Origin of the sequence: Enterobacter sp. V87_3 (assembly GCF_029967835.1) — a bacterium.
In the GTDB taxonomy this organism is placed as follows: Bacteria; Pseudomonadota; Gammaproteobacteria; order Enterobacterales; family Enterobacteriaceae; genus Enterobacter; species Enterobacter cancerogenus.
In genome coordinates this window covers 25,575-49,582 of record NZ_JASCAM010000029.1, presented here as the reverse complement: position 1 = coordinate 49,582, position 24,008 = coordinate 25,575, and the positions used below count along the sequence as shown (strand labels likewise).

24 protein-coding genes and 1 riboswitch are annotated in these 24,008 nt (G+C 58.8%); of the genes, 11 read left to right on the top strand and 13 right to left on the bottom strand.

What is annotated here, in order from left to right; all coding sequences use genetic code 11:
- Positions 1–224 precede the first annotated feature (224 nt).
- A complete protein-coding gene (gene rhlE, locus QLG21_RS17780; RefSeq protein WP_088207636.1) occupies positions 225–1,598 on the bottom strand; it encodes an ATP-dependent RNA helicase RhlE in 1,374 nt (457 codons plus the stop codon).
- 236 nt (positions 1,599–1,834) lie between these two features.
- Between rhlE and cecR the strand changes: the two genes are divergently transcribed.
- From cecR to QLG21_RS17755, 5 genes are read left to right on the top strand one after another with little or no spacing between them, the layout of a single operon-like run.
- On the top strand, positions 1,835–2,512 hold the full coding sequence (gene cecR / locus QLG21_RS17775) for a transcriptional regulator CecR (protein WP_282484899.1): 678 nt from the start codon (positions 1,835–1,837) through the stop codon (positions 2,510–2,512).
- Positions 2,509–3,504 carry a secretion protein HlyD gene (hlyD, locus tag QLG21_RS17770; RefSeq protein ID WP_137849023.1) on the top strand — a complete coding sequence of 332 codons (996 nt, stop codon included), beginning with the start codon at positions 2,509–2,511 and terminating at the stop codon, positions 3,502–3,504. Before cecR ends, hlyD begins: the two co-directional genes overlap by 4 nt.
- On the top strand, positions 3,497–5,236 hold the full coding sequence (locus QLG21_RS17765) for an ATP-binding cassette domain-containing protein (protein ID WP_101738015.1): 1,740 nt from the start codon (positions 3,497–3,499) through the stop codon (positions 5,234–5,236). Before hlyD ends, QLG21_RS17765 begins: the two co-directional genes overlap by 8 nt.
- A complete protein-coding gene (locus QLG21_RS17760) occupies positions 5,226–6,359 on the top strand; it encodes an ABC transporter permease (RefSeq protein WP_042321052.1) in 1,134 nt (377 codons plus the stop codon). Before QLG21_RS17765 ends, QLG21_RS17760 begins: the two co-directional genes overlap by 11 nt.
- A 57-nt stretch (positions 6,360–6,416) precedes the next feature.
- Positions 6,417–7,523 (top strand): ABC transporter permease, encoded by a 1,107-nt coding sequence (locus tag QLG21_RS17755; protein WP_058610584.1) that lies wholly within the window; start codon positions 6,417–6,419, stop codon positions 7,521–7,523.
- Here QLG21_RS17755 and QLG21_RS17750 read toward each other — a convergent pair.
- Positions 7,485–7,895, bottom strand: a complete 411-nt coding sequence (locus QLG21_RS17750) for a YbhQ family protein (RefSeq protein WP_137849024.1) — start codon at positions 7,893–7,895, stop codon at positions 7,485–7,487. The genes QLG21_RS17755 and QLG21_RS17750 overlap by 39 nt on opposite strands.
- A 133-nt stretch (positions 7,896–8,028) precedes the next feature.
- On the opposite strand from QLG21_RS17750, the gene QLG21_RS17745 reads away from it, so the two are divergent.
- From QLG21_RS17745 to QLG21_RS17735, 3 genes are read left to right on the top strand one after another with little or no spacing between them, the layout of a single operon-like run.
- A complete protein-coding gene (locus tag QLG21_RS17745) occupies positions 8,029–8,790 on the top strand; it encodes an endonuclease/exonuclease/phosphatase family protein (protein ID WP_006177271.1) in 762 nt (253 codons plus the stop codon).
- Complete coding sequence (gene clsB / locus QLG21_RS17740) at positions 8,787–10,025, top strand: cardiolipin synthase ClsB (protein ID WP_058610583.1); 1,239 nt, start codon at positions 8,787–8,789, stop codon at positions 10,023–10,025. The genes QLG21_RS17745 and clsB overlap by 4 nt, the downstream gene beginning before the upstream one ends.
- A complete protein-coding gene (locus QLG21_RS17735) occupies positions 10,025–10,987 on the top strand; it encodes a YbhN family protein (RefSeq protein WP_006177269.1) in 963 nt (320 codons plus the stop codon). The genes clsB and QLG21_RS17735 overlap by 1 nt, the downstream gene beginning before the upstream one ends.
- A 102-nt stretch (positions 10,988–11,089) precedes the next feature.
- Here the strand turns inward: QLG21_RS17735 and QLG21_RS17730 are convergent, their stop codons facing one another.
- The 6 genes from QLG21_RS17730 to moaA all read right to left on the bottom strand — a co-directional run bounded on the left by QLG21_RS17730 (position 11,090) and on the right by moaA (position 14,563).
- Entirely contained in the window at positions 11,090–11,797 is a 708-nt protein-coding gene (locus QLG21_RS17730) for a Bax inhibitor-1/YccA family protein (protein ID WP_058610582.1), read from the bottom strand.
- 58 nt (positions 11,798–11,855) lie between these two features.
- Positions 11,856–12,308, bottom strand: coding sequence for a molybdopterin synthase catalytic subunit MoaE (gene moaE / locus QLG21_RS17725; RefSeq protein WP_006177267.1), 453 nt, complete (start codon positions 12,306–12,308; stop codon positions 11,856–11,858).
- 1 nt (position 12,309) lies between these two features.
- Positions 12,310–12,555: a molybdopterin synthase sulfur carrier subunit gene (gene moaD / locus QLG21_RS17720; protein WP_282484898.1), complete on the bottom strand. Its 246-nt coding sequence runs from the start codon at positions 12,553–12,555 to the stop codon at positions 12,310–12,312.
- Complete coding sequence (gene moaC, locus QLG21_RS17715) at positions 12,548–13,033, bottom strand: cyclic pyranopterin monophosphate synthase MoaC (RefSeq protein WP_282484897.1); 486 nt, start codon at positions 13,031–13,033, stop codon at positions 12,548–12,550. Before moaC ends, moaD begins: the two co-directional genes overlap by 8 nt.
- Positions 13,034–13,036: 3 nt before the next feature.
- The gene (moaB, locus tag QLG21_RS17710) at positions 13,037–13,549 is read right to left on the bottom strand and encodes a molybdenum cofactor biosynthesis protein B (RefSeq protein WP_006177264.1); all 513 of its coding nucleotides are present in this window, start codon (positions 13,547–13,549) and stop codon (positions 13,037–13,039) included.
- Between the two features lie 24 nt (positions 13,550–13,573).
- Entirely contained in the window at positions 13,574–14,563 is a 990-nt protein-coding gene (gene moaA / locus QLG21_RS17705; RefSeq protein WP_282484896.1) for a GTP 3',8-cyclase MoaA, read from the bottom strand.
- Positions 14,551–14,685: riboswitch (molybdenum cofactor riboswitch) on the bottom strand. (Overlaps the previous gene by 13 nt.)
- 226 nt (positions 14,686–14,911) lie before the next feature.
- Here moaA and yvcK point away from each other — a divergent pair.
- The gene (gene yvcK / locus QLG21_RS17700; protein WP_058610577.1) at positions 14,912–15,820 is read left to right on the top strand and encodes a uridine diphosphate-N-acetylglucosamine-binding protein YvcK; all 909 of its coding nucleotides are present in this window, start codon (positions 14,912–14,914) and stop codon (positions 15,818–15,820) included.
- 88 nt (positions 15,821–15,908) lie between these two features.
- Here yvcK and uvrB read toward each other — a convergent pair whose 3' ends face one another.
- The 5 genes from uvrB to bioB form a co-directional block, all read right to left on the bottom strand.
- Positions 15,909–17,924 carry an excinuclease ABC subunit UvrB gene (uvrB, locus tag QLG21_RS17695; RefSeq protein ID WP_088207642.1) on the bottom strand — a complete coding sequence of 672 codons (2,016 nt, stop codon included), beginning with the start codon at positions 17,922–17,924 and terminating at the stop codon, positions 15,909–15,911.
- Between the two features lie 547 nt (positions 17,925–18,471).
- Positions 18,472–19,161, bottom strand: a complete 690-nt coding sequence (gene bioD, locus QLG21_RS17690) for a dethiobiotin synthase (protein WP_282484895.1) — start codon at positions 19,159–19,161, stop codon at positions 18,472–18,474.
- Complete coding sequence (gene bioC / locus QLG21_RS17685) at positions 19,154–19,909, bottom strand: malonyl-ACP O-methyltransferase BioC (RefSeq protein WP_282484894.1); 756 nt, start codon at positions 19,907–19,909, stop codon at positions 19,154–19,156. The genes bioD and bioC overlap by 8 nt, the downstream gene beginning before the upstream one ends.
- Positions 19,893–21,050, bottom strand: coding sequence for an 8-amino-7-oxononanoate synthase (gene bioF / locus QLG21_RS17680; RefSeq protein ID WP_282484893.1), 1,158 nt, complete (start codon positions 21,048–21,050; stop codon positions 19,893–19,895). The genes bioC and bioF overlap by 17 nt, the downstream gene beginning before the upstream one ends.
- Entirely contained in the window at positions 21,047–22,087 is a 1,041-nt protein-coding gene (bioB, locus tag QLG21_RS17675; RefSeq protein WP_071599723.1) for a biotin synthase BioB, read from the bottom strand. The genes bioF and bioB overlap by 4 nt, the downstream gene beginning before the upstream one ends.
- A gap of 68 nt (positions 22,088–22,155) precedes the next feature.
- On the opposite strand from bioB, the gene bioA reads away from it, so the two are divergent.
- Positions 22,156–23,463, top strand: a complete 1,308-nt coding sequence (gene bioA, locus QLG21_RS17670) for an adenosylmethionine--8-amino-7-oxononanoate transaminase (RefSeq protein ID WP_282484892.1) — start codon at positions 22,156–22,158, stop codon at positions 23,461–23,463.
- A gap of 48 nt (positions 23,464–23,511) precedes the next feature.
- A complete protein-coding gene (locus QLG21_RS17665) occupies positions 23,512–23,988 on the top strand; it encodes a kinase inhibitor (RefSeq protein WP_058610573.1) in 477 nt (158 codons plus the stop codon).
- The last annotated feature ends 20 nt before the right edge of the window (positions 23,989–24,008 follow it).

Here is a 24,008-nt window from a genome sequence, read left to right as displayed (position 1 = left end):
CCAGAGGCGAAACGAGACAGGACGTCGAGTCGAGCCGACCGCAGGGAGACGGTCGGGAGGTGAGCGCAGTGCGAAGCACCGATTTCATGGCGGGCCGCGGGGATTGACAAGGGGGCCGCGGTGGCCCCCTTGTCACGTTCACGGGTAATGAACGTATTATATTCTGTGGATATTAAGGTGAACGTAACCTTCAATTATAACCAACAGACAATCATCCCAGAAAACTACACGCTGGCAGGTTTACGCGGGCGGCGTCGACGCTGCCCTTCCCCTGCTGGCCGGGCTTCACCGCTGCGCCACGGGTTCTCGCCGCCGGATTTCGCTTCGCCGTTTCGGCGCGGCGGTTTACCGGATGCTTTCGGCGCGCCGCCTTCCGAACGGCGCGGCTGCTGCTGTCCACGACCCCCGCCGCCGCCACGCTGCTGACGACCATTCTGAATCGGCTCCGCCTGAATAGACGGATCGACATCGTAGCCTTCGGTGGTGATGCGCGGGATCTCTTTCTTCAGCAGACGCTCAATATCGCGCAGCAGTTTGTGTTCATCGACGCAAACCAGAGAGAGGGCTTCGCCAGTGGCCGCCGCGCGACCGGTACGGCCGATACGGTGAACATAATCTTCCGGCACGTTTGGCAGCTCGTAGTTCACCACGTGCGGCAGCTCTTCAATGTCGAGACCGCGGGCGGCGATGTCCGTTGCCACCAGCACGCGAATGTCGCCAGACTTAAAGTCCGCCAGCGCACGGGTACGCGCGCCCTGGCTCTTGTTGCCGTGGATTGCCGCGCTGCGGATGCCGTCTTTATTCAGCTGTTCCGCCAGGTGGTTGGCGCCGTGTTTGGTGCGGGTAAAGACCAGCACCTGCTGCCAGTTGCCCTGCCCGATCATCTGGGAGAGCAGCTCGCGCTTGCGTTTTTTATCCACGAAGTGAACATGCTGCGTCACCTGCTCGGAGGCGGTGTTGCGGCGCGCCACTTCCACTTCCAGCGGGTTATGCAGCAGCTTTTCAGCCAGCGCCTTGATCTCGTCTGAGAAGGTCGCGGAGAAGAGCAGGTTCTGACGACGCGCAGGCAGTTTAGCCAGCACGCGGCGAATGTCGTGGATAAAGCCCATATCCAGCATGCGGTCAGCTTCATCCAGCACCAGAATTTCAATCTGATCGAGCTTCACCGCGTTCTGGTGTTCGAGATCCAGCAGACGGCCCGGCGTTGCCACCAGCACGTCCACGCCGCCGCGCAGCTTCATCATCTGCGGGTTGATGCTCACCCCGCCGAAAACCACCAGCGAGCGAATGTTGAGATAGCGGCTGTAATCACGCACGTTCTCGCCAATTTGCGCGGCCAGCTCGCGGGTTGGGGTCAGGATCAGCGCACGGACCGGGCGACGGCCTTTAGCGTGCGGCTGGTTTTTTACCAGCAGTTCTAACAGCGGCAGGGTAAAGCCCGCGGTTTTTCCGGTACCGGTCTGGGCGCTGGCCATCAGGTCACGGCCCTGCAACACGGCAGGAATCGCCTTCTGCTGAATAGGGGTTGGCTCGACGTAGCCCTGCTCTGCGATTGCGCGCAGAATTTCCGGGTTCAGGCCAAGGGAATCAAAAGACATAAAAACTCCGAACCGCCCCGACCGTCACTGGTGTAGTTTTCAGGGAGATATTACGAATAGGGAGGACAAAAACCACAATGTCGTTAAGTTGCGCAGTGTAGCAGCTTTTGTGACGTGGCGCATAAAATATCCCTTAGCCGCGCCTCGACAGCCCTTTTCTTTGGGGAAGTCAGCTGGACAAACCCCGGAACCGGGCATAATATTAATCAATCGATTGATTAATTTTTAAAACCGCCATGAATACGACTCCGACTACCACCAAAGGTGAACAGGCCAGAAGCCAGCTCATAGCCGCCGCGCTGGCGCAGTTTGGCGAGTATGGACTCCACGCCACCACGCGGGATATCGCCGCGCAGGCCGGACAAAACATCGCGGCCATTACCTACTATTTTGGCTCAAAAGAGGATCTTTACCTCACCTGTGCGCAGTGGATCGCCGATTTCATCGGCGAGAATTTCCGCCCACACGTTGAGGAGGCAAGTGCGCTGCTCAGCCAGCCCTCACCCGACCGGGCCGCTATCCGCCAGCTGATCCTCAATGCCTGCCACAATATGATCCGCCTGCTGACGCACGACGACACCCTGAGCCTGAGCAAATTTATCTCCCGCGAGCAGCTCTCCCCCACTGCCGCCTACCAGCTGGTGCACAGCCAGGTGATTGACCCGATGCACGGCCATTTAACCCGCCTGATCGCCGCTTATACCGGCCAGGATGCGCACGACACCAACACCATTTTGCATACCCACGCCCTGCTGGGCGAAGTGCTCGCGTTTCGTCTGGGGCGAGAAACCATTTTGCTACGTACCGGCTGGACACAATTCGATGAGGATAAAGCCGCACAGATAAGCCAGGTCATTACCTGTCATGTTGACCTGATTCTGCAGGGTTTAACGCAAAGGAGCCTGAAGTCATGAAAAAACCTGTCGCCATCATTCTGGTGGTCGTTGTTCTGCTTGCTGCGGGCATCGGCGGCTGGCTGTGGTATCAAAGCCAGCAGGATCGCGGCCTGACGCTCTACGGCAACGTAGATATTCGCACCGTGAATATGAGCTTCCGCGTCGGGGGGCGACTTGCCTCACTCAACGTGGATGAAGGTGACGCTATCAAAACCGGCCAGACGCTGGGGATGCTGGATAAAGCGCCCTTCGAGAACGCCCTGATGCAGGCAAAGGCGGGCGTCTCCGTCGCGCAGGCGCAGTATGATTTGATGCAGGCTGGCTATCGTGATGAAGAGATCGCCCAGGCCACCGCCGCCGTCAGACAGGCGCAGGCGGCGTATGACTACGCGAAGAACTTCTATAACCGCCAGCAGGGGCTGTGGAAAAGCCGCACGATTTCTGCCAACGACCTGGAAAACGCGCGTTCGTCCCGCGATCAGGCTCAGGCGACGCTGAAATCGGCGCAGGATAAATTGAGCCAGTACCGCACAGGTAACCGCCCGCAGGATATCGCCCAGGCAAAAGCCAGCCTCGAGCAGGCGCAGGCGCAGCTGGCACAGGCGGAACTGGATCTGCGCGACACCACCCTGGTTGCCCCGTCCGACGGCACGCTGATGACCCGCGCCGTGGAGCCGGGCAGCATCCTGAGCGCGGGCAGCACCGTCTTAACGCTCTCCCTGACCCGCCCGGTGTGGGTACGCGCCTATATTGATGAGCCGAATCTCGGCCAGATGCAGCCGGGCCGCGAGTTGCTGCTGTACACCGATGGACGCCCGGACAAGCCGTACCACGGGAAGGTCGGCTTTGTCTCCCCCACCGCCGAGTTCACCCCGAAAACCGTTGAAACGCCGGACCTGCGCACCGATCTGGTCTACCGCCTGCGCATCATCGTGACCGATGCAGACGATGCGCTGCGCCAGGGCATGCCCGTGACCGTAAAACTCACCGACGGGGAACGACATGAATGACGCGGTTATCCAGCTCAATAATCTGGTCAAGCGCTTCGCCGGGATGGATAAACCCGCCGTCGCGCCGCTGAACTGCACGCTGCAAAAAGGCTACGTCACCGGGCTGGTTGGCCCGGACGGCGCGGGTAAAACCACGCTGATGCGCATGCTCGCGGGCCTGCTGAAGCCGGATGAAGGCTCGGCCAGTGTGCTCGGCCTCGATCCGATTAACGACGACGGTGCGCTCCACGCCATGCTGGGCTATATGCCGCAAAAGTTCGGTCTGTATGAAGATCTGACGGTAATGGAGAACCTTAATCTGTACGCCGACCTGCGCAGCGTGACCGGTGATACCCGGCAGAAAACCTTCGCCCGTCTGCTGGAGTTCACCTCGCTTGGGCCGTTTACCGACCGTCTGGCGGGGAAACTCTCCGGCGGGATGAAGCAGAAGCTGGGGCTGGCCTGTACGCTTGTAGGTGAGCCGAAGGTGCTGCTGCTTGATGAGCCCGGCGTCGGCGTCGACCCGATCTCACGCCGTGAGCTCTGGCAGATGGTGCATGAGCTGGCGGGCGACGGCATGTTAATTCTGTGGAGCACCTCCTACCTCGACGAAGCCGAGCAGTGCCGCGACGTGCTGCTGATGAACGAGGGAGAGTTGCTCTATCAGGGCGAGCCCACCGCGCTGACGCAGAGCATGGCCGGGCGCAGCTTTCTGCTGCACAGCCCGCAGGAGACCAACCGCCAGCTGCTGCAGCGGGTCCTGAAACTGCCGCAGGTCAGCGACGGCATGATTCAGGGCCGTTCGGTACGCGTGATCCTCAAAAAAGAGGCGACCGCCGACGATATCCGCCAGGCCCAGGGCATGCCTGAGATTGAGATAAACGAAACCGCCCCGCGCTTCGAGGATGCGTTTATCGACCTGCTCGGCGGTGCGGGAACGTCGGAATCCCCGCTGGCCGCTATTCTGCATACGGTCGAGGGCACGGCGGGTGAAACGGTGATCGAGGCGAAATCGCTCACCAAAAAATTTGGTGATTTTGCCGCGACGGATAACGTTAACTTCACGGTGAAGCGTGGCGAGATTTTTGGCCTGCTGGGGCCAAACGGCGCGGGAAAATCCACAACCTTTAAAATGATGTGCGGCCTGCTGGTGCCTACCTCCGGCAAAGCGCTGGTGCTGGATATGGACCTCAAGGTCAGCTCCGGCAAGGCGCGCCAGCACCTCGGCTATATGGCACAGAAGTTTTCGCTCTACGGCAACCTGACGGTCGAGCAAAACTTGCGCTTTTTCTCCGGCGTCTATGGCCTGCGGGGACGGGCGCAGAACGAAAAAATCAGCCGCATGCGCGACGCGTTTGGCCTGACCAGCATCGCCTCCCATGCCACCGACGAACTGCCGCTCGGCTTTAAGCAACGCCTCGCCCTGGCCTGCTCGCTGATGCACGAGCCGGATATTCTGTTTCTCGATGAACCGACGTCGGGCGTTGACCCGCTCACCCGCCGCGAGTTCTGGCTGCACATCAACAGCATGGTGGAAAAAGGCGTGACGGTGATGGTCACCACCCACTTTATGGACGAGGCGGAGTATTGCGACCGTATCGGGCTGGTCTATCGCGGCAAGCTCATCGCTCACGGCACGCCGGACGATCTCAAAGCGCAGGCCGCCGATGATGACGTCCCGGACCCGACCATGGAGCAGGCGTTTATCACCCTCATCCACGACTGGGATAAGGAGAATGCTCATGCGCAGTAATGCCATTTCGTGGCGCAGGGTGCGCGCGCTGTGCGTCAAAGAGACGCGGCAAATTGTGCGCGATCCCAGCAGCTGGCTCATTGCAGTGGTGATCCCCCTGCTGCTGCTGTTTATCTTTGGCTACGGAATTAACCTCGACTCCAGCAAGCTGCGGGTCGGGGTGTTGCTGGAGCAGCAGAGCAAAGAGGCGCTGGATTTTACCCACGCCCTGACCGGCTCGCCCTACATTGACGCGACGATTAGCGACAACCGCCAGGAACTGATCCAGAAGATGCAGGCAGGGAAAATACGCGGGCTGATCGTCATTCCGGTGGATTTTGCCGCCAACATGGCGCGCGCCGGAACCGAGGCGCCCATCCAGGTGATTACCGACGGCAGCGAGCCTAACACCGCCAACTTCGTGCAGGGCTACGCGGAGGGGATCTGGCAGCTGTGGCAAATGCAGCGCGCCGAGGATCGCGGCGAAACGTTCGAGCCCCTGATCGACGTGCAGACGCGCTACTGGTTTAACCCCGCCGCCATCAGCCAGCACTTTATTATTCCCGGTGCGGTGACCATCATCATGACGGTGATTGGCGCGATCCTCACCTCGCTGGTGATTGCCCGCGAGTGGGAGCGCGGCACCATGGAGGCGCTGCTCTCAACCGAGGTCACGCGGGTGGAGCTGCTGCTCTGCAAGCTGATCCCCTACTATTTCCTCGGCATGCTGGCGATGCTGCTCTGTATGCTGGTGTCAGTGTTTATCCTCGGCGTGCCATACCGCGGCTCGCTGGTGCTGCTGTTCCTGATCACCAGCCTGTTTTTGCTGAGCACGCTCGGCATGGGACTGCTGATTTCCACCGTCACCCGCAACCAGTTTAACGCCGCGCAGGTGGCGCTGAACGCCGCGTTCCTGCCGTCGATTATGCTGTCCGGTTTTATCTTCCAGATAGACAGCATGCCTGCGGCCATCCGGGTGGTGACCTATATCATTCCGGCGCGCTACTTCGTGAGTACCTTACAGAGCCTCTTCCTTGCCGGGAATATTCCGGCGGTGCTGATTATCAACATCCTGTTTTTGATGGGGTCGGCCGTGATGTTCATCGGCCTGACGTGGATGAAGACCAAACGGCGATTAGATTAACCAACGGATTTAGTAGGTCGGGTTCGCGTACGCGCCGCCCGACAGGAGGACGACACAATGTTTCACCGTTTATGGACATTGATCCGCAAAGAGCTGCAGTCGCTGCTGCGCGAGCCGCAGACGCGCGCGATACTGGTACTGCCGGTATTAATTCAGGTACTGCTGTTCCCGTTTGCCGCCACGCTTGAAGTGACTAACGCCACCATCGCGATTTATAACGAGGACAGCGGCAAACATTCCATTGAGCTGACCCAGCGTTTCGCCCGCGCGAAAGCTTTTACGCACGTGCTGCTGCTAAAAAGCCCGCAGGAGATCCAGCCGACCATCGATACCCAGAAAGCGCTGCTGCTGGTGCGTTTCCCGGCCGATTTCTCGCGCAATCTCGACACCTTCCAGACCGCGCCGATGCAGCTCATCCTCGACGGGCGCAACTCCAACAGCGCCCAGATTGCGGCCAATTATCTGCAGCAGGTGGTGAAGGATTATCAGCAGGAGCTGATGGCGGGCAAACCCAAACCCAACAACAGCGAGCTGGTGGTGCGGAACTGGTATAACCCAAACCTCGACTACAAGTGGTTTGTGGTGCCGTCGCTGATCGCCATGATCACCACCATCGGCGTGATGATCGTCACTTCGCTCTCCGTGGCGCGCGAGCGCGAGCAAGGCACGCTCGATCAGCTGCTGGTCTCACCGCTGGCAACCTGGCAAATCTTCGTCGGCAAAGCGATTCCGGCGCTGATTGTCGCCACCTTCCAGGCCACCATTGTGCTGGGTGTCGGGATTTGGGCATACCAGATCCCCTTCGCCGGTTCGCTGGCGCTGTTTTACTTCACCATGGTGATTTACGGGCTGTCGCTGGTCGGGTTTGGCCTGCTAATCTCGGCGCTCTGCTCCACGCAGCAGCAGGCGTTTATCGGGGTATTCGTCTTTATGATGCCGGCGATATTGCTTTCGGGGTACGTCTCACCGGTAGAGAACATGCCGGTCTGGTTACAGGATCTGACGTGGATAAACCCGATTCGACACTTTACGGATATCACCAAGCAGATCTACCTGAAGGATGCGAGTCTGGACATTGTCTGGGGAAGTTTATGGCCGCTACTGGTCATCGCGGCCACGACGGGTTCAGTGGCCTATGCGATGTTTAGACGAAACATCGCGTAGCTTTTTCTCTTTGGTCAGTAACGAGACCACCGCAGGCCCTGCGAGGATTGTCAGACCCGCCAGGGCCAGCAGCAGGTTGTTTTGCAGCACGCGCGACAGCAGCCACAGGACGATCATCGCCGCGCCAAAATACCAGGTGGTGGTCAGCTCCTCGAGCACATCACCTACTTCACGCCAGCGTGCTTCATGGTGACGCTGCAAAAACAGCATCGACAGCACGGTCACGCCGTAAACCACACACAGGCCTAAGCCAACACGCACCAGCGTACCGCTCATCCAGCCCATCACCAGTACGGCCACGACCAGTAAATGCAACATTATCTGCCAGCAACTCAGTCCCGTTGCGACACGAACGCGTTGTTGCCACTTCATGGCTTCTCTCCTGAAGGATTTTTCTCTGCTAATTCAGACTACCGCACTTTACGGAAAATTCCGTAACGCCGCATCTTTTTGTGACGACGACTACACTTTATTTTCATCAGGATAGTGACGCTGGCAGGAGTGTATGACCAATAAAAAACAGCATTTCTCACTTAAGGTGTTGACGATTAATATTCATAAAGGCTTCACAGCATTTAATCGCCGCTTCATTTTACCGGAACTGCGCGACGCTGTACGCACCGTCAGCGCGGATATTGTCTGCCTGCAGGAGGTGATGGGCGCGCACGAAGTGCATCCGATGCACGTAGAAAATTGGCCCGATACGCCCCACTACGAATTTCTGGCGGATACCATGTGGAGCGATTACGCCTACGGGCGCAACGCGGTTTACCCGGAAGGGCATCACGGCAATGCGGTGCTGTCGCGTTTTCCCATTGAGCATTACGAAAACCGCGACGTCTCCGTCGGTGAAAGTGAAAAACGCGGGCTGCTTTACTGCCGTATCGCCCCGCCGGATCTGACATTCCCCATCCACGTGGGCTGTGTGCATCTCGGCCTGCGGGAGGCGCACCGCCAGGCGCAGCTGCAGATGCTCGCTGAGTGGACCAACGCCCTGCCGGAAGGCGAGCCGGTGGTGGTCGCGGGCGATTTCAACGACTGGCGGCAGCGGGCGAATCATCCGCTGAAGGCAGAAGCCGGGCTGGAGGAGATATTCACCCGCGCCCACGGCAGGCCAGCCCGCACGTTCCCGGTGCGCTTTCCCCTGCTGCGCCTTGACCGCATCTACGTAAAAAATGCTCACGCCAGCAGCCCAACCGCGCTGGCGCTTCTTAACTGGCGACATCTGTCTGACCATGCCCCGCTCAGCGCGGAGATACACCTATGAAATGTACATGGCAGGAAGGAAACCGTATTACGCTGCTGGAAAATGGCGATAACTATTATCCGGCCGTCTTTGAGGCTATCGATCGCGCCCGGCAGAGGGTGATCCTTGAAACCTTTATCTGGTTCGAAGACGACGTTGGCAAGCAACTGCACAGCGTGTTGCTGCGCGCCGCCCAGCGCGGTATCAAAATCGAAGTGCTGCTCGACGGCTACGGTTCGCCCGATCTCAGCAAAGAGTTTGTCAGCGAACTGACCTCCGCTGGGGTGGTATTCCGTTACTACGATCCCGGCCCGCGCCTGTTTGGCATGCGCACCAACCTTTTCCGCCGTATGCATCGCAAAATTGTGGTGATCGATGAGACCGTGGCATTTGTCGGTGGCATTAACTACTCCGCCGAGCACATGTCGGACTACGGTCCTGAGGCCAAGCAGGACTATGCCATTCGGATCGAAGGCCCGGTGGTGCAGGATATTTTGCTGTTTGAACTGGAGAACCTGCCCGGAAAAGAGGCAGCGCGCCGCTGGTGGCGACGCCGTCATCGCCCGGAAGAGAACCGCCATCCCGGCGAGGCCCAGGCGCTGTTTGTCTGGCGCGATAACGGCGAGCACCGGGACGATATCGAACGCCACTACCTGAAGATGCTGGCGAACGCGAAGCGCGAGGTGATTATCGCCAACGCCTACTTCTTCCCCGGCTACCGCCTGCTGCACGCTATGCGCAGCGCCGCACGCCGTGGGGTACGCGTGAAGCTAATCGTTCAGGGCGAGCCGGATATGCCGATTGTGAAGGTGGGCGCGCGCCTGCTCTATAACTATCTGGTGAAAGGCGGCGTGCAGATATACGAATATCGCCGCCGACCGCTGCACGGCAAGGTGGCACTCATGGACGATCACTGGGCGACCGTCGGCTCCAGCAACCTCGATCCGCTGAGTTTGTCCCTTAACCTGGAAGCCAACCTGATCATCCACGACCGTCAGTTTAACCACACCCTGCGCGAAAACCTTCACGGACTTATCGTCAACGACTGTGTGCGGGTGGATGAAACCATGGTGCCCAAACGCACATGGTGGAACCTGGGCATCGGCGTGGTGGTGTTCCACTTCCTGCGCCACTTCCCGGCGATGGTAGGCTGGCTGCCTGCGCATACCCCAAAACTTGAACTGGTGGACCCACCAGTGCAGCCCGAAATGGAAACCCAGGACCGCGTAGAAGCGGAAAATGGAGGGAAAACCTGATGTCAAAATCCCATCCCCGCTGGCGTCTGGCGAAGAAGATCCTCACCTGGCTGTTCTTTATTGCCGTCGCCGTGCTGCTGGTCGTGTATGCCCAGAAAGTTGACTGGGAAGAGGTCTGGAAGGTGATTCGCAACTATAACCGCATGGTGCTGCTGAGCGCCGTCGGGCTGGTGATTGTGAGTTATCTGATGTACGGCTGCTATGACCTGCTAGGACGCGCCTACTGCGGCCATAAGCTGGCCAAACGCCAGGTGATGCTGGTGTCGTTTATCTGCTACGCCTTTAACCTGACGCTCAGCACCTGGGTCGGTGGGATTGGCATGCGGTATCGCCTTTACTCGCGCCTCGGGCTGCCGGGCGGCACCATCACCCGCATTTTCTCGCTGAGTATTACCACCAACTGGCTGGGCTATATTCTGCTCGGCGGGGTGATATTCACTGTCGGCGTGGTGCAGCTCCCGGCGCACTGGTATATCGACGAAGCCACGCTGCGTATTCTGGGTGTGGTGCTGCTGCTGATCATTGCCGTGTATCTCTGGGCCTGCGCATTTGCCAAACGTCGCCATATCACCATCAAAAAGCAAAAGCTGGTGCTGCCGTCGTGGAAATTTGCGGTTCTGCAAATGGCGGTCTCCAGCGCGAACTGGATGGCGATGGGGGCCATTATCTGGCTGCTGATTGGCGAAGACGTGAATTACTTCTTCGTGCTCGGCGTGCTGCTGGTGAGCAGTATTGCAGGGGTTATCGTGCACATTCCCGCCGGGATCGGCGTGCTGGAGGCGGTGTTTATTGCGCTGCTTGCCGGAGAGCATGTCTCGCAGGGAGCCATTATTGCCGCCCTGCTTGCGTATCGCATGATCTACTACTTCCTGCCGCTGGCGCTGGCCACGGTGTGCTATCTGGCTCTGGAAAGTCGTGCGAAGAAGCTGCGGGCGAAAAACGAGAAGGCGATGGCAAAATAAAAGCAAAACGGCAACCTTGTTGCCGTTTTTAGTGTGTGTTCCCTCTCCCGTGGGAGAGGGTCAGGGTGAGGGCATCAGACCGCACCGTCACCCGTGAAAAACTTATCGACGATTACCCATAATACGCAGCAGCATCAGGAACAGGTTGATAAAGTCCAGATACAGCGTCAGCGCGCCAAGAATGGAGTATTTGCGCAGGGTGGTGCCGTCGCGCACGTCAATCTGGTTGCCAATGTTTTTCAGCTTTTGCGTGTCGTACGCCGTCAGCCCCACAAAGACCACCACGCCGATATAGGTCACGGCCCACATCAGCGCCTCGCTCTTGAGCCACAGGTTGACCAGCGACGCCAGCACAATCCCAATCAGCCCCATAAACAGCATGCTGCCTAAACCGCTCAGGTCACGTTTGGTGGTGTAGCCGTAAAGACTCATCGCACCGAACATCCCCCCGGCCACCACGAAGGTGCTGGCGATGGAAGAGTAGGTATAAACGATGAAGATGCTGGAGAGCGTCAGCCCCGTCAGCGCCGAATAGAGCATAAAGAGCGTGGTCGCCATGCCGGCGCTGAGCTTATGCACCAGCCCTGAAAGCACGAATACCAATGCCAGCTGCGCGATAATCAACCCAAAGAAGGTGATTTTGCTGGAGAAGATAAACATCATCAGCTCGGGCGTGTTTGCCGCATACCACGCGATAAACGCGGTCAACAGCAGGCCGACCGTCATCCAGCCGTAAACCTGAGCCATATACGTCTGCAGGCCGCTACGGGTCTGCTGTACTATCGAATCGGAACGCGGAAATCGGTCCATGATTCACTCCTGATTAAGTAGAGACACACGTTAAGACTAACACATCTGCGTCAACCTGTTACCAACGGCTGGCGGCCTGTTTGTCGCTGTCGCGCGACTCTACCCAGCGGTCGCCTTCCGGCGTCGCTTCGCGCTTCCAGAACGGGGCTTTTGTTTTGAGGTAATCCATAATGAACTCCCCCGCCGCAAAGGCGCTGCTGCGGTGTGCGCTGGTCACGCCAACAAACACAATCTCTTCACCCGGCCACATTTCGCCGATGCGGTGGATAACCGTGACGCGCCCGAGCGGCCAGCGGCCCCGCGCTTCAACGACGATCTCCGCGAGGGATTTCTCAGTCATGCCCGGATAGTGCTCCAGGGTTAACGCCTTGACGCTGTCGCCGAGGTTATGATTACGCACTTTGCCGGTAAAGGTGACGACCGCGCCATCTTCATCGCGCTCGGCCAGCCAGGCATATTCCGTGCCGACGTTAAAGCGGTCGGGGCTGACCAGAATTCGGGTGTCGTCCATATCAGCCCCCCGTGACCGGCGGGAAGAACGCCACTTCATCACCCGCCGTCAGCGGATGGCTAAACTCAACCAGCGTCTGGTTAACGGCGGCCAGCAGCTTGCCTTCGTCCAGCGCCAGCGCCCAGCGTTCGCCCTGTGCCGCAAGGTGCGCGCGCAGCGCGGCCACGTTTTCAAAGGGGGTATCAAGCGTCAGGCTGTCGGTATCAACCAGCTCACGAACCTGCGCAAAAAAGAGCACCTTAATCATGGCTGTCCACCTTAAAATCACCGGATTTGCCGCCGCTTTTCGCCAGCAGGCGAACCGGGCCAATAACCATATCTTTCTGCACGGCCTTGCACATGTCGTAGATGGTCAACGCCGCGACGGAGGCCGCCGTCAACGCCTCCATCTCCACGCCGGTTTTACCGGTTAAGCGGCAAAGCGACTCAATGCGCACGCGGCTGTGATCCGGCTGCGCCTGCAGATTGATTTCAACCTTGCTGAGCATCAGCGGGTGGCAGAGCGGGATTAACTCCCACGTGCGTTTTGCCGCCTGAATACCGGCAATGCGGGCGGTGGCGAAGACGTCGCCCTTGTGGTGGCTACCGTCAATGATCATTGCCAGGGTGTCTGGCAGCATGGTGACAAAGGCTTCGGCACGCGCTTCGCGCACCGTTTCCGCTTTGGCAGAGACGTCGACCATATGCGCTTCGCCAGCGGCGTTAATGTGGGTCAGTTGCGACATAGCTTATTTCTTCAAATGAGGATGGAAATTACACGGACGGGTACGGGCATCAAGCTGTGGCGCGATGATGTTCTCCCACGCGGTACGGCAGGCTTTGGTCGAGCCTGGCATGGCGAAAATCAGCGTCTTATTGGCGATCCCCGCCACGGCGCGGGACTGCAGCGTGGAGGTGCCAATCTCTTCAAACGAGAGCATGCGGAACACTTCACCAAATCCTTCTACTTCGCGGTCAAACAGCGGCAGCAACGCTTCCGGGGCCTGGTCGCCCGCGGTAAAACCGGTGCCGCCGGTAATCAGCACCACCTGCACTTCATCGCTGGCAATCCACTGTGACACCTGCGCGCGAATGGCGTAGCGGTTCTCTTTCACAATGGCTTTATCCACGATCTGGTGCCCGGCGTCGTGCGCCGCGTCGCGCAGCCAGTGGCCGGAGGTGTCGTCCTCTTCGCCACGGCGCTCGGAAACGGTAAGAATGGCAATGCGTGTCGGGATAAATTCTGCGCTTACCTGACTCATCTTCTGGTTCCTTCTTAAAGCTGATTACCCGCCAATGTAGGACAGGTTCTGAGTAATACCGGTGTTGCCCTGATGCAGGAAGTGGGTCTGCTTTTTGTGCGTCAGCGCCTCGGAAATACGCGCTTCAAGCGCCTCCTGCTGAGCATCGTTCTCCAGCAGATCGCGCAGATCCACACCGCCGTCGCCGAACAGGCACAAATGCAGTTTGCCGATGGACGAGACGCGCAGGCGGTTGCAGCTGGCGCAGAAGTCTTTTTCATACGGCATGATAAGCCCTATTTCCCCTTCGTAATCGGGGTGACAAAAGACCTGCGCCGGGCCATCGCTGCGCTGGCGGATCTGGTGGATCCAGCCGCGTCGCAGCAGCGCGTCGCGCAGCACCATGCCGGAAATATGATGGCGGCGGAACAGTTCGCTGCCCTCGCCGGTTTCCATCAGCTCAATAAAACGCAGTTGAATGCGGCGCGGTTTGATCCACGCCAGGAAGGTGTCCAGCTGGTGATGGTTCACATCACGCATCAGAACCGTGTTGACTTTGACTTTATCGAAACCGGCTGCAAACGCCGCGTCAATGCCGTCCATAACCTGACGGAACTTGTCCTGTCCGGTGATGGCGTGAAACTGGCGCGCGTCGAGGCTGTCCACGCTGACGTTAATTGCCGTCAGGCCCGCATCGCGCCAGGCCGCCACGTCACGGGCCATACGGTAGCCGTTGGTGGTCACGGCAATTTGCCGGATGCGCTCATTTTCGCGCACGGCGGCAATGATGTCGGGGAAATCGCGACGCAGAGAAGGCTCGCCGCCGGTCAGACGGACTTTTTCAGTACCGAGTTCTGAGAACGCGCGCGTAACGCGACGCACTTCCTCGACGGAGAGAAAACCGTTATTGGTGACGCTGCCCGGCTTGTAGCCGTCAGGCAGACAGTAGGTGCAACGGAAGTTGCACACATCGGTAATCGACAGACGTAAGTAGAAAAACTTACGCGCGAAAGCATCAGTAAGTTGTGAAGCCATGTACACCTTTCCAGATACGGGAGGCACAGTCATTTCTTTCTGTACCCTGGTGGCAATCCGCCACGGCCAGAGCGCCATATCTGTTCGACACAGGCGCTAAGGCTAGAGTGTATGTTTTCAAATTTGAAAACGTGGTTAAGGCGATAGTAGCGCGTAAATCACCACTTCGCCATTCTCGCTTTTCGCTATATAATTCTCTACATAACGTCACGATCGTGCATTTTAACGACAGAATACCTAAAAACCGCAATTTCGCATTGATTTACGTCATTATGCATCGGGTCAGCAATCGTCTTTTCGGGGTAGTTGAGTTACTGTTACGCGGTCAGAACCTCATAAGGAAAATAAATGCGCAATCGCACTTTTGCCGATCTTGACCGGGTGGTCGCTCTGGGCGGAGGCCACGGCCTGGGCAGGGTCATGTCCTCATTATCCTCACTCGGCTCGCGGCTGACAGGGATAGTGACAACGACGGATAACGGAGGCTCGACGGGACGGATCCGCCGTGCGGAAGGCGGGATTGCCTGGGGCGATATGCGCAACTGTCTGAATCAGTTAATCACAGAACCCAGCGTGGCGTCCGCCATGTTTGAGTACCGTTTTGGTGGAAATGGTGAGCTTTCGGGGCATAACCTCGGAAACCTGATGTTAAAGGCGCTGGATCACCTGAGCGTGCGCCCTCTCGAAGCGATCAATTTGATTCGTAATCTGCTGAAAGTGGATGCGTTTCTGATCCCCATGTCGGAGCAACCGGTCGATTTGATGGCGATCGATGCAGAAGGACATGAAGTGTATGGCGAAGTGAATATCGACCAGCTTCTGCTGCCGCCAAAAGAGCTCATGACCTACCCCAGCGTGCCAGCCACGCGGGAAGCCGTCGAGGCGATTGGCGAAGCGGATCTTATCCTGATTGGCCCCGGCAGTTTTTACACCAGCCTGATGCCGCTGTTACTGGTGAAGGAGCTGGCCCAGGCGCTGCGCAGAACGCCCGCACCGATGGTGTATATCGGTAACTTAGGCCGAGAACTCAGTCCGGCGGCAGCGAGCCTGTCGCTGGGGGACAAACTGGATCTGATGGAGCAGTACGTCGGCAAGAAAATCATCGACGGCGTGGTGGTGGGGCCAAAAGTGGATGTGTCCGGCATTGGCGATCGCGTGGTGGTGCAGGAGCCGCTGGAGGCGAGCGATATCAAATATCGCCACGACCGCCACCTGCTGCGCGACGCGCTGGAAAAGGCGATTCAGGCGTTAGGTTAGGTACGTTTTTGCGGCCTGATGCCCTCACCCACAGGGAGAGGGGAAAAAAGTAGGCCCGGTAAGCGCAGTGTCACCGGGCAAAAACCGCTTATGATGCCGCGATGAACAGATCCCTCAGCTGATGCAGCTGGTCGCGGATTTGCGCGGCCTCCTCGAACTCCAGATTCTGCGCGTGCTGCATCATCTGCCCTTCCAGCTCGTGGATCTTCTGCTGCAATGCTTTCGGCGTCAGCGCGACGGTATCTTCTTCCACCACTGGACGAGCTTTCCCGCGCCCTTTGGTTTTGGTCTTCGCAATGTTCTGACCCAGCGCCAGAATATCCACCACTTTCTTATTCAGCCCCTGAGGCGTGATGCCGTGCTCTTCGTTGTAGCGCTGCTGCTTCTCGCGGCGACGTTCCGTTTCGCCAATCGCTTTCGCCATTGACGGGGTGATCTTATCGCCGTACAGAATGGCCTTACCGTTGACGTTACGGGCGGCACGGCCAATGGTCTGAATAAGCGAACGTTCAGAACGCAGGAAGCCCTCTTTGTCGGCGTCGAGGATCGCGACCAGCGACACCTCCGGCATGTCCAGGCCTTCTCGCAGAAGGTTGATCCCCACCAGCACGTCAAACTCGCCAAGGCGCAGATCGCGGATGATCTCCATACGCTCAACGGTATCGATGTCCGAGTGCAGATACCGCACCTTCTCGCCGTGTTCTTCCAGATATTCGGTCAGGTCTTCGGCCATACGTTTGGTCAGCGTGGTGACCAGTACGCGCTCGTTAATAGCGGAGCGGATACGGATCTCCGAGAGCAGATCGTCCACCTGGGTGGCGACAGGACGCACCTCGATGATCGGGTCGAGCAGCCCCGTCGGACGCACCACCTGATCAACCACATCCTCGCCGGATTTTTCCAGCTCGTAGTTGCCCGGCGTTGCCGACACGTAGATGGTTTGCGGTGCGAGGGCTTCAAACTCTTCAAACTTCATCGGGCGGTTATCCAGCGCCGACGGTAGGCGGAAGCCATACTCCACTAGCGTCTCTTTACGCGCGCGGTCGCCGCGATACATTCCGCCGATTTGCGGGATGGTGACGTGGGATTCGTCGATCACCAGCAGGCCATCCGCAGGAAGGTAGTCAAACAGCGTCGGCGGTGCTTCGCCCGGCCCGCGCCCGGAGAGGTAGCGCGAGTAGTTTTCGATGCCGGAGCAGTAGCCCAGCTCGTTCATCATCTCCAGGTCAAACTGGGTTCGCTGGCTTAAACGCTGCTCTTCGAGCAGCTTATTGTTCGCCAGCAGCACCTTACGGCGGTCTGCCAGCTCGACCTTGATATCTTCCATCGCCTGCACGATACGCTCGCGCGGCGTGACGTAGTGCGTTTTAGGGTAGACGGTAAAGCGCTGGATTACTGATTCAATGTGCCCCGTCAGCGGGTCGAACAGTGAGAGCCGCTCAACCTCTTCGTCGAACAGCTCCACGCGCAGGGCCATGTCGTCCGATTCCGCCGGGAAGATATCAATCACCTCGCCGCGCACGCGGAACGTGCCGCGCTGGAAAGCCTGATCGTTGCGGGTGTACTGCAGCTCTGCCAGGCGGCGCAGGATCGCACGCTGGTCGATAATCATCCCCACCGTGAGGTGGAGCATCATCTTCAGGTACAGATCCGGGTCGCCCAGGCCGTAGATGGCCGAGACCGACGCGACCACCACCACATCACGCCGCTCAAGCAGCGCTTTGGTGGCCGACAGACGCATCTGTTCGATGTGTTCGTTCACCGAGGCATCTTTTTCGATAAAGGTGTCAGAGCTGGGAACGTAGGCTTCCGGCTGGTAGTAATCGTAGTAAGAGACGAAATACTCCACCGCGTTTTCCGGGAAGAACTCTTTCATCTCGCCGTAAAGCTGTGCCGCGAGGGTTTTGTTGGGTGCCAGCACCATGGTTGGGCGCTGCAGGTCGGCAATCACGTTGGCGACGGTAAAGGTTTTACCCGAGCCGGTCACCCCCAGCAGCGTCTGGTGTGCAAGCCCATCTTCCAGCCCCTCTTCCAGGCGACGAATCGCCTCAGGCTGATCCCCCGATGGACGGAAAGCGGAATTCAATTTGAACGGTTTACTCATGGCAACGACCTGATGACGGATTTAGCGGCAGACGTGTAATTTTACTCCTTGTTGCCAGGATTGCCAGTAAAAAACACTGGATGAAAAACCAGTAGCATGTCAGGATATTTAGCATAGCAACCGGATGATGAGCGTAAACCCGGTCGAAATTTCGACAGGGACGAGATAAAACACCAGCGTTTGCGGTTATCCCCAAAAATTTTCCTTTTTTAACATTTGTCAAGCTACGTAATGAAAGTTTTATGGCAGTGGATGACAGTTTAGTGACGGCAATTGCTTTTATCTAACAAGTTGATTAACAGAGGATATTTCCGAAAGCCGCGTTTCGCATCAATTCAGGCTTAAGCCGCGTATTCTCTCGCTTATCGCGTGTTTTCTAACTCTCATACACAAGGTTATCCACAGGAATAGTGGATAACTGCGTGCAGCCCATACAGACCGCCGCTCGGCAACGTCCCGGTTTTTCCCACGAAGCGGCAGCAAAAAAATTTTATCACCCTTTTTTGACGCGCAAGCGCGAGGTTTATCCTTATGGACTGGCGAGATCTTAATCACATTTCTGCAATGCGCTAAGGTCAAGGTATTTCCCGGTTTCAGCATTTTCTGCGTTGCCGCTAAGCCACGGGATCTCCCCCAGAAACGGCGCGGGCAGCATTCGCTTAAGCGTCGCCAGATACTCCGGATGACGTTTGCCCGGTGCGACCACATCGTTCGCGATCCAGCCAGCCAGACGCAGGCCTGCCTGCTGCACGGCCTGCGCGGTCAACACCGCGTGGTTGATACAGCCAAGCTTAACGCCGACCACCAGAATTACCGGCAACCGCTCAGCCTCAACCCAGTCGGCAAAAGTTTGCTGCTCTGAGAGTGGCGTAAACCAGCCGCCCGCCCCTTCCACCAGCACCCAGTCCGCCTGTTCTTCCAGGGCACGCAGCCCGGCCGAGAGTACGTCAAACGCAATCGGACGCCCCTCGTCCGCGCTGATGATGTGCGGTGAGGTTGGCTCCGCGAAGGTATAGGGATTCACCGCCGCATAGGCCAGGTCGATACTGCTGTTACGCTGGAGCGCCAGCGCGTCGGTGTTACGCAGGCCTTCCGGCGTCATCTCGCTGCCAGAGGCCACGGGCTTAAACCCCGCGGTCTTTTTTCCCAGCCGACGGGCAGCCTGCAGCAGTGCCGCGCTGGCAACCGTTTTGCCCACTTCCGTATCCGTACCGGTCACAAAATAGCGTTCAGTCACGTTCGATAATCCCATGAAAAAGTTGATAAGAGAGCGGGAACGCACCCCGCTGCTGCGGCCACGCCAGCCCCAGACGCTGCAACTGACCACGCGTGAGCGGTTTTTGCTCGCGCCCGGCGTGCAGGTGCGTTGCGCCAATGCCCTTGAGTGAGCGCATGGCGCTGAGGGCATCGCGGAAGTCCAGCGTGACCGTGTGTACCCTGCTTCGGTAACGCCAGCCTGCCAGCGCCCTCAGCACCTCGTCGTGCGACAGGAAGCGGTTCGCGTGCGGACGATCGTCCACGGCTTTCCAGGCCTGATTAAGCTCCGGCAGAGAACTGTCGAGTAGAGTGGTAAACGCCACCTTGCCGCCCGGTTTCGCCACGCGATAAAGCTCCCCCAGCGCGTGCGGCAGGCTGCTACACCACTGCACCGCCAGGTGGCTCCAGACCAGGTCGAATTGCCCGTCAGGCAGCGCGATGGCTTCAATATCGGCAACCAGATAGCGGTCAGCCGACTGCTGCTGGCGCGCCTCGTTGAGCATCTGCTCCGAAAGATCGAGCGCTGTCACCGTGCTTCCCGCCTGCCGCCAGTAGCGGCTGTTCGCGCCCGGCCCGCATCCCGCATCCAGGACCTGCGCAAATTGACCGCCTCCCAGCGCGGCCAGCAGCCCTTGTGCGCTCTGGCGCTGCAGTTCGTCGTGCTGCGAGTAGCTTTGCGCCGCCCGGCCAAACGCGGCGGCGATGGCCTGCTTATTGACTGGCGTCATCAAGCGCCTCCAGCAGTGCGTCGATATCCTGCGGCTCATGGGCAGCCGTGAGGGTTAAGCGCAAACGCGCGGTGCCCGGCGGAACGGTGGGAGGCCGAATGGCGGTGACCCACATACCGCGATTGCGCAGCGTCTGCGCCAGGCTCAGCGCCCGGCTGTTTTCCCCCACGATCACCGGCTGAATGGCGCTTTGAGACTCGGCTATCCTGTAGGGAAGCGAGCCTAAACCCCGGCGAAAACGCGCAATATGTTCAGCCAGACGCTGCCTGCGCTCCGCCCCTTCCGCGCGCCGGATCACCGACAGCGATGCCGATAACGCCACGGCCTGTGCCGGCGGCATGCTGGTGCTGTAGATCAGGTGCCGGGCAAACTGTAAGAGATAATCCGCCACCGGATCGCTGCACAGCACCGCCGCCCCGCTCACGCCGAAGCCTTTGCCAAACGTCACGATCAGCAGTTCCGGCCTGACGCGCTGTTGATCTGCGCTTCCGCGCCCCTCATCGCCCATTACCGCGATGCCGTGGGCATCGTCGACCAGTAGCCAGACGTTATGCTTCCGGGCCGCGTCATGCAGGGCGCGCAGCGGTGCGCTGTCACCGTCCATGCTAAACACCCCTTCCGTGACCACCAGTTGCTGGCCGGCGCAAGGTTTCTGAAGCAGGGCGTGGAGGTGCCCGACGTCGTTATGCGTAAAGCGTCGCAGCTGCGCCGGGCTTAACCCCGCCGCCTCCAGCAGCGAGGCGTGGCTTAGGCGGTCGGCTACAATCCGGTCCTCTTTGCCCGTCATTGCCGCAATCACCGCCTGATTTGCGGCAAAGCCAGAGATAAACAGCAGCGCACGCGGGTAGCCTAGCCAGTCGGCCAGCTCCGCTTCCAGCGCCTGATGCGCCGTGGTGTAGCCGCTGACGTGGCCCGAACCGCCGCTGCCCACACCGTATCGCTCCGCCCCGCGTTGCCACGCACGGATAACGTGTGGGTGCTGGCTCAGGCCGAGATAATCATTGCTGGAAAAATTGCAAAAGCGTTGGTTATCGCGGGTGAGAAAACGGCCTGCGCCGTTCTCCACCACGCAGCGCACGCGCAACGCCTCCGCCGCCCGACGCTCGTCGAGCGCGGACTGGATACGTGCCTGCCAGGTCATACTGAGGCCGCGTTGTAAAACTGTTCCGTGTCGGCGTTGAAAATCTGCCGCTCCAGCATCTGCTGCTGTTCGTTATCCCCCGTCAGCACCTCAGTCTGATGCGATCTCAGGCCGAGCTTGCGGAACAGCTGGACGTCTTTGTCCTCTTCCGGGTTTGGCGTGGTCAGCAGCTTGCAGCCGTAGAAAATGGAGTTGGCACCGGCCATAAAGCACATCGCCTGCGTCTGCTCGTTCATCTGCTCGCGTCCCGCCGAGAGGCGCACGTACGATGTCGGCATCATGATGCGCGCAACGGCGATGGTGCGAATAAAATCAAAGGCGTCCACGTCATCGTTATCCGCCAGCGGCGTCCCTTTCACCTTCACCAGCATGTTGATCGGCACGCTTTCCGGCGGTGTGGGCAGGTTAGCAAGCTGGAGCAGCAGGCCGGCACGATCTTTCACCGTCTCGCCCAGCCCCACGATCCCGCCCGAGCACACTTTGATGCCCGCATCACGCACCTTGTCCAGGGTATCCAGTCGCTCCTGATAGGTGCGCGTGGTGATGATGTTGCCGTAAAACTCCGGCGAGGTGTCGAGGTTGTGGTTGTAGTAGTCCAGCCCGGCCGCAGACAGGCGCTGTGCCTGCTCGTCGTTCAGCGTGCCCAGCGTCATACAGGCTTCCAGCCCCATCTCCTTCACCCCTTTCACCATCTGCTCCAGATAGGGCATATCGCGGTCGTGCGGGTTCTTCCATGCCGCGCCCATGCAGAAGCGGGTGGAGCCTGCATTTTTGGCCTTACGCGCCGAGTCGAGCACCTGCTCTACCTCCATCAGGCGCTCGGTTTCGAGACCGGTTTTGTAGCGGGCGCTCTGCGGGCAATATTTGCAATCTTCCGGGCATGCGCCGGTCTTGATCGACAGCAGCGTGCTGACCTGCACATGGCGTGGGTCGAAGTGTTGACGGTGTACCTGCTGCGCTTCGAACATCAGCTCCAGGAAAGGTTTGTTGAATAACTCAGTGACTTGCGACATCGTCCAGCGTGGATGGTGAGCCATTTAGCGTCTCCAAAGGGTTTTGTTAATTGTCGGTTCGGTTTATACTTGTAAACCTAATTCTTTTCAAAATGGTTTACAAGTCAATTATGACCCAGGACGATCTCGACTTCGACAAGCAGCATATCTGGCACCCTTACACCTCCACGACCCGCCCCCTGCCCGTTTACCCGGTTGCGTCTGCCCACGGATGCGAGCTGCATCTCGCCAGCGGCGACGTGCTGGTCGACGGTATGTCCTCCTGGTGGGCGACGATCCATGGATATAACCATCCGCGCCTGAACGCGGCGATGAAAACGCAGATTGACCGCATGTCGCACGTCATGTTTGGCGGCATTACCCATCAGCCGGCGGTGGATGTCTGCCGTCGTCTGGTGGCGATGACCCCCGACGCGCTGGAGTGCGTTTTCCTCGCCGATACCGGCTCCGTGTCCGTAGAGGTGGCGATGAAGATGGCGTTGCAGTACTGGCATGCGAAGGGCGAACCGCGCCAGCGCTTCCTGACCTTCCGTAACGGCTATCACGGCGATACCTTTGGGGCGATGTCGGTCTGCGATCCGGATAACTCCATGCACAGCCTGTGGAAGGGCTACCTGCCGGAAAACCTGTTTGCCCCCGCGCCGCAGAGCCGTTTCGACGGCGAGTGGGACGAGGCGGACATGGTGGGTTTTGCGCGTCTGATGGCAGCGCACCGCCATGAGATCGCCGCGGTTATTCTGGAGCCGATTGTGCAGGGCGCGGGCGGAATGCGCATCTATCACCCGGAGTGGCTCAAGCGCATTCGTAAGATGTGCGATCGCGAGGGCATTCTGCTGATCGCGGATGAAATTGCCACCGGCTTTGGTCGTACCGGAAAACTGTTCGCCTGTGACCACGCGGGGATCACGCCGGACATTCTGTGCCTGGGCAAAGCCTTAACCGGCGGGACCATGACGCTGTCCGCCACGCTTGCCACTCGCCACGTCGCGGACACCATCAGCGATGGCGAAGCGGGATGCTTTATGCACGGCCCCACGTTTATGGGTAATCCGCTGGCCTGTGCGGTGGCAAGCGAAAGCCTCGCGATGCTGGAGAGCGGCGAGTGGCAAACGCAGGTGGCGGCAATCGAGGCGCAGCTCAAACAGGAACTGCACATCGCTTCGGATTCAGAGTTCGTCGCCGACGTGCGGGTGATCGGGGCGATTGGTGTGATTGAAACCACGCACCCGGTGAACATGGCGGCGCTACAGCGCTTCTTCGTTGAGCACGGCGTCTGGGTACGACCGTTCGGCAAGCTGATCTACCTGATGCCGCCGTATATCATTACCCAGGATCAGCTACGTAAATTAACTGCCGCGGTCGTTACCGCTGTTAACATTCCCGCGCATTTCACGATTTAACCCTATGGGTTACACTTCGTGAACGAGCGATTAACGAGGGTAAACCGTATGAAAATCATCAGTAAAGATTTGCGCGACGGCGAGAAACTGCCGGAACGTCACGTTTTCAACGGCATGGGCTATCAGGGGGATAATATCTCCCCGCATCTGGCCTGGGATGATGTGCCTGCGGGAACCAAAAGCTTTGTCGTCACCTGCTACGACCCGGACGCCCCAACCGGCTCCGGCTGGTGGCACTGGATTGTGGCTAACCTGCCTGCAGAAACCCGCGTGCTGCCGCAAGGTTCCGGCTCTGATCTGGTCGCCCTGCCAGAGGGCGCTATTCAGACGCGTACCGACTTTGGCAAAGCGGGTTACGGCGGCGCGGCTCCGCCAAAAGGGGAGACGCATCGCTACATCTTTACGGTGCATGCCCTCGACGTGGATCGCATTGAGGTGGATGAAGGTGCGAGCGGTGCGATGGTGGGCTTTAACGTGCATTTCCATACGCTGGGCAGTGCGTCGATCACGGCGATGTATTCGTAAAAAAAGCCGGGTGGCGGCTA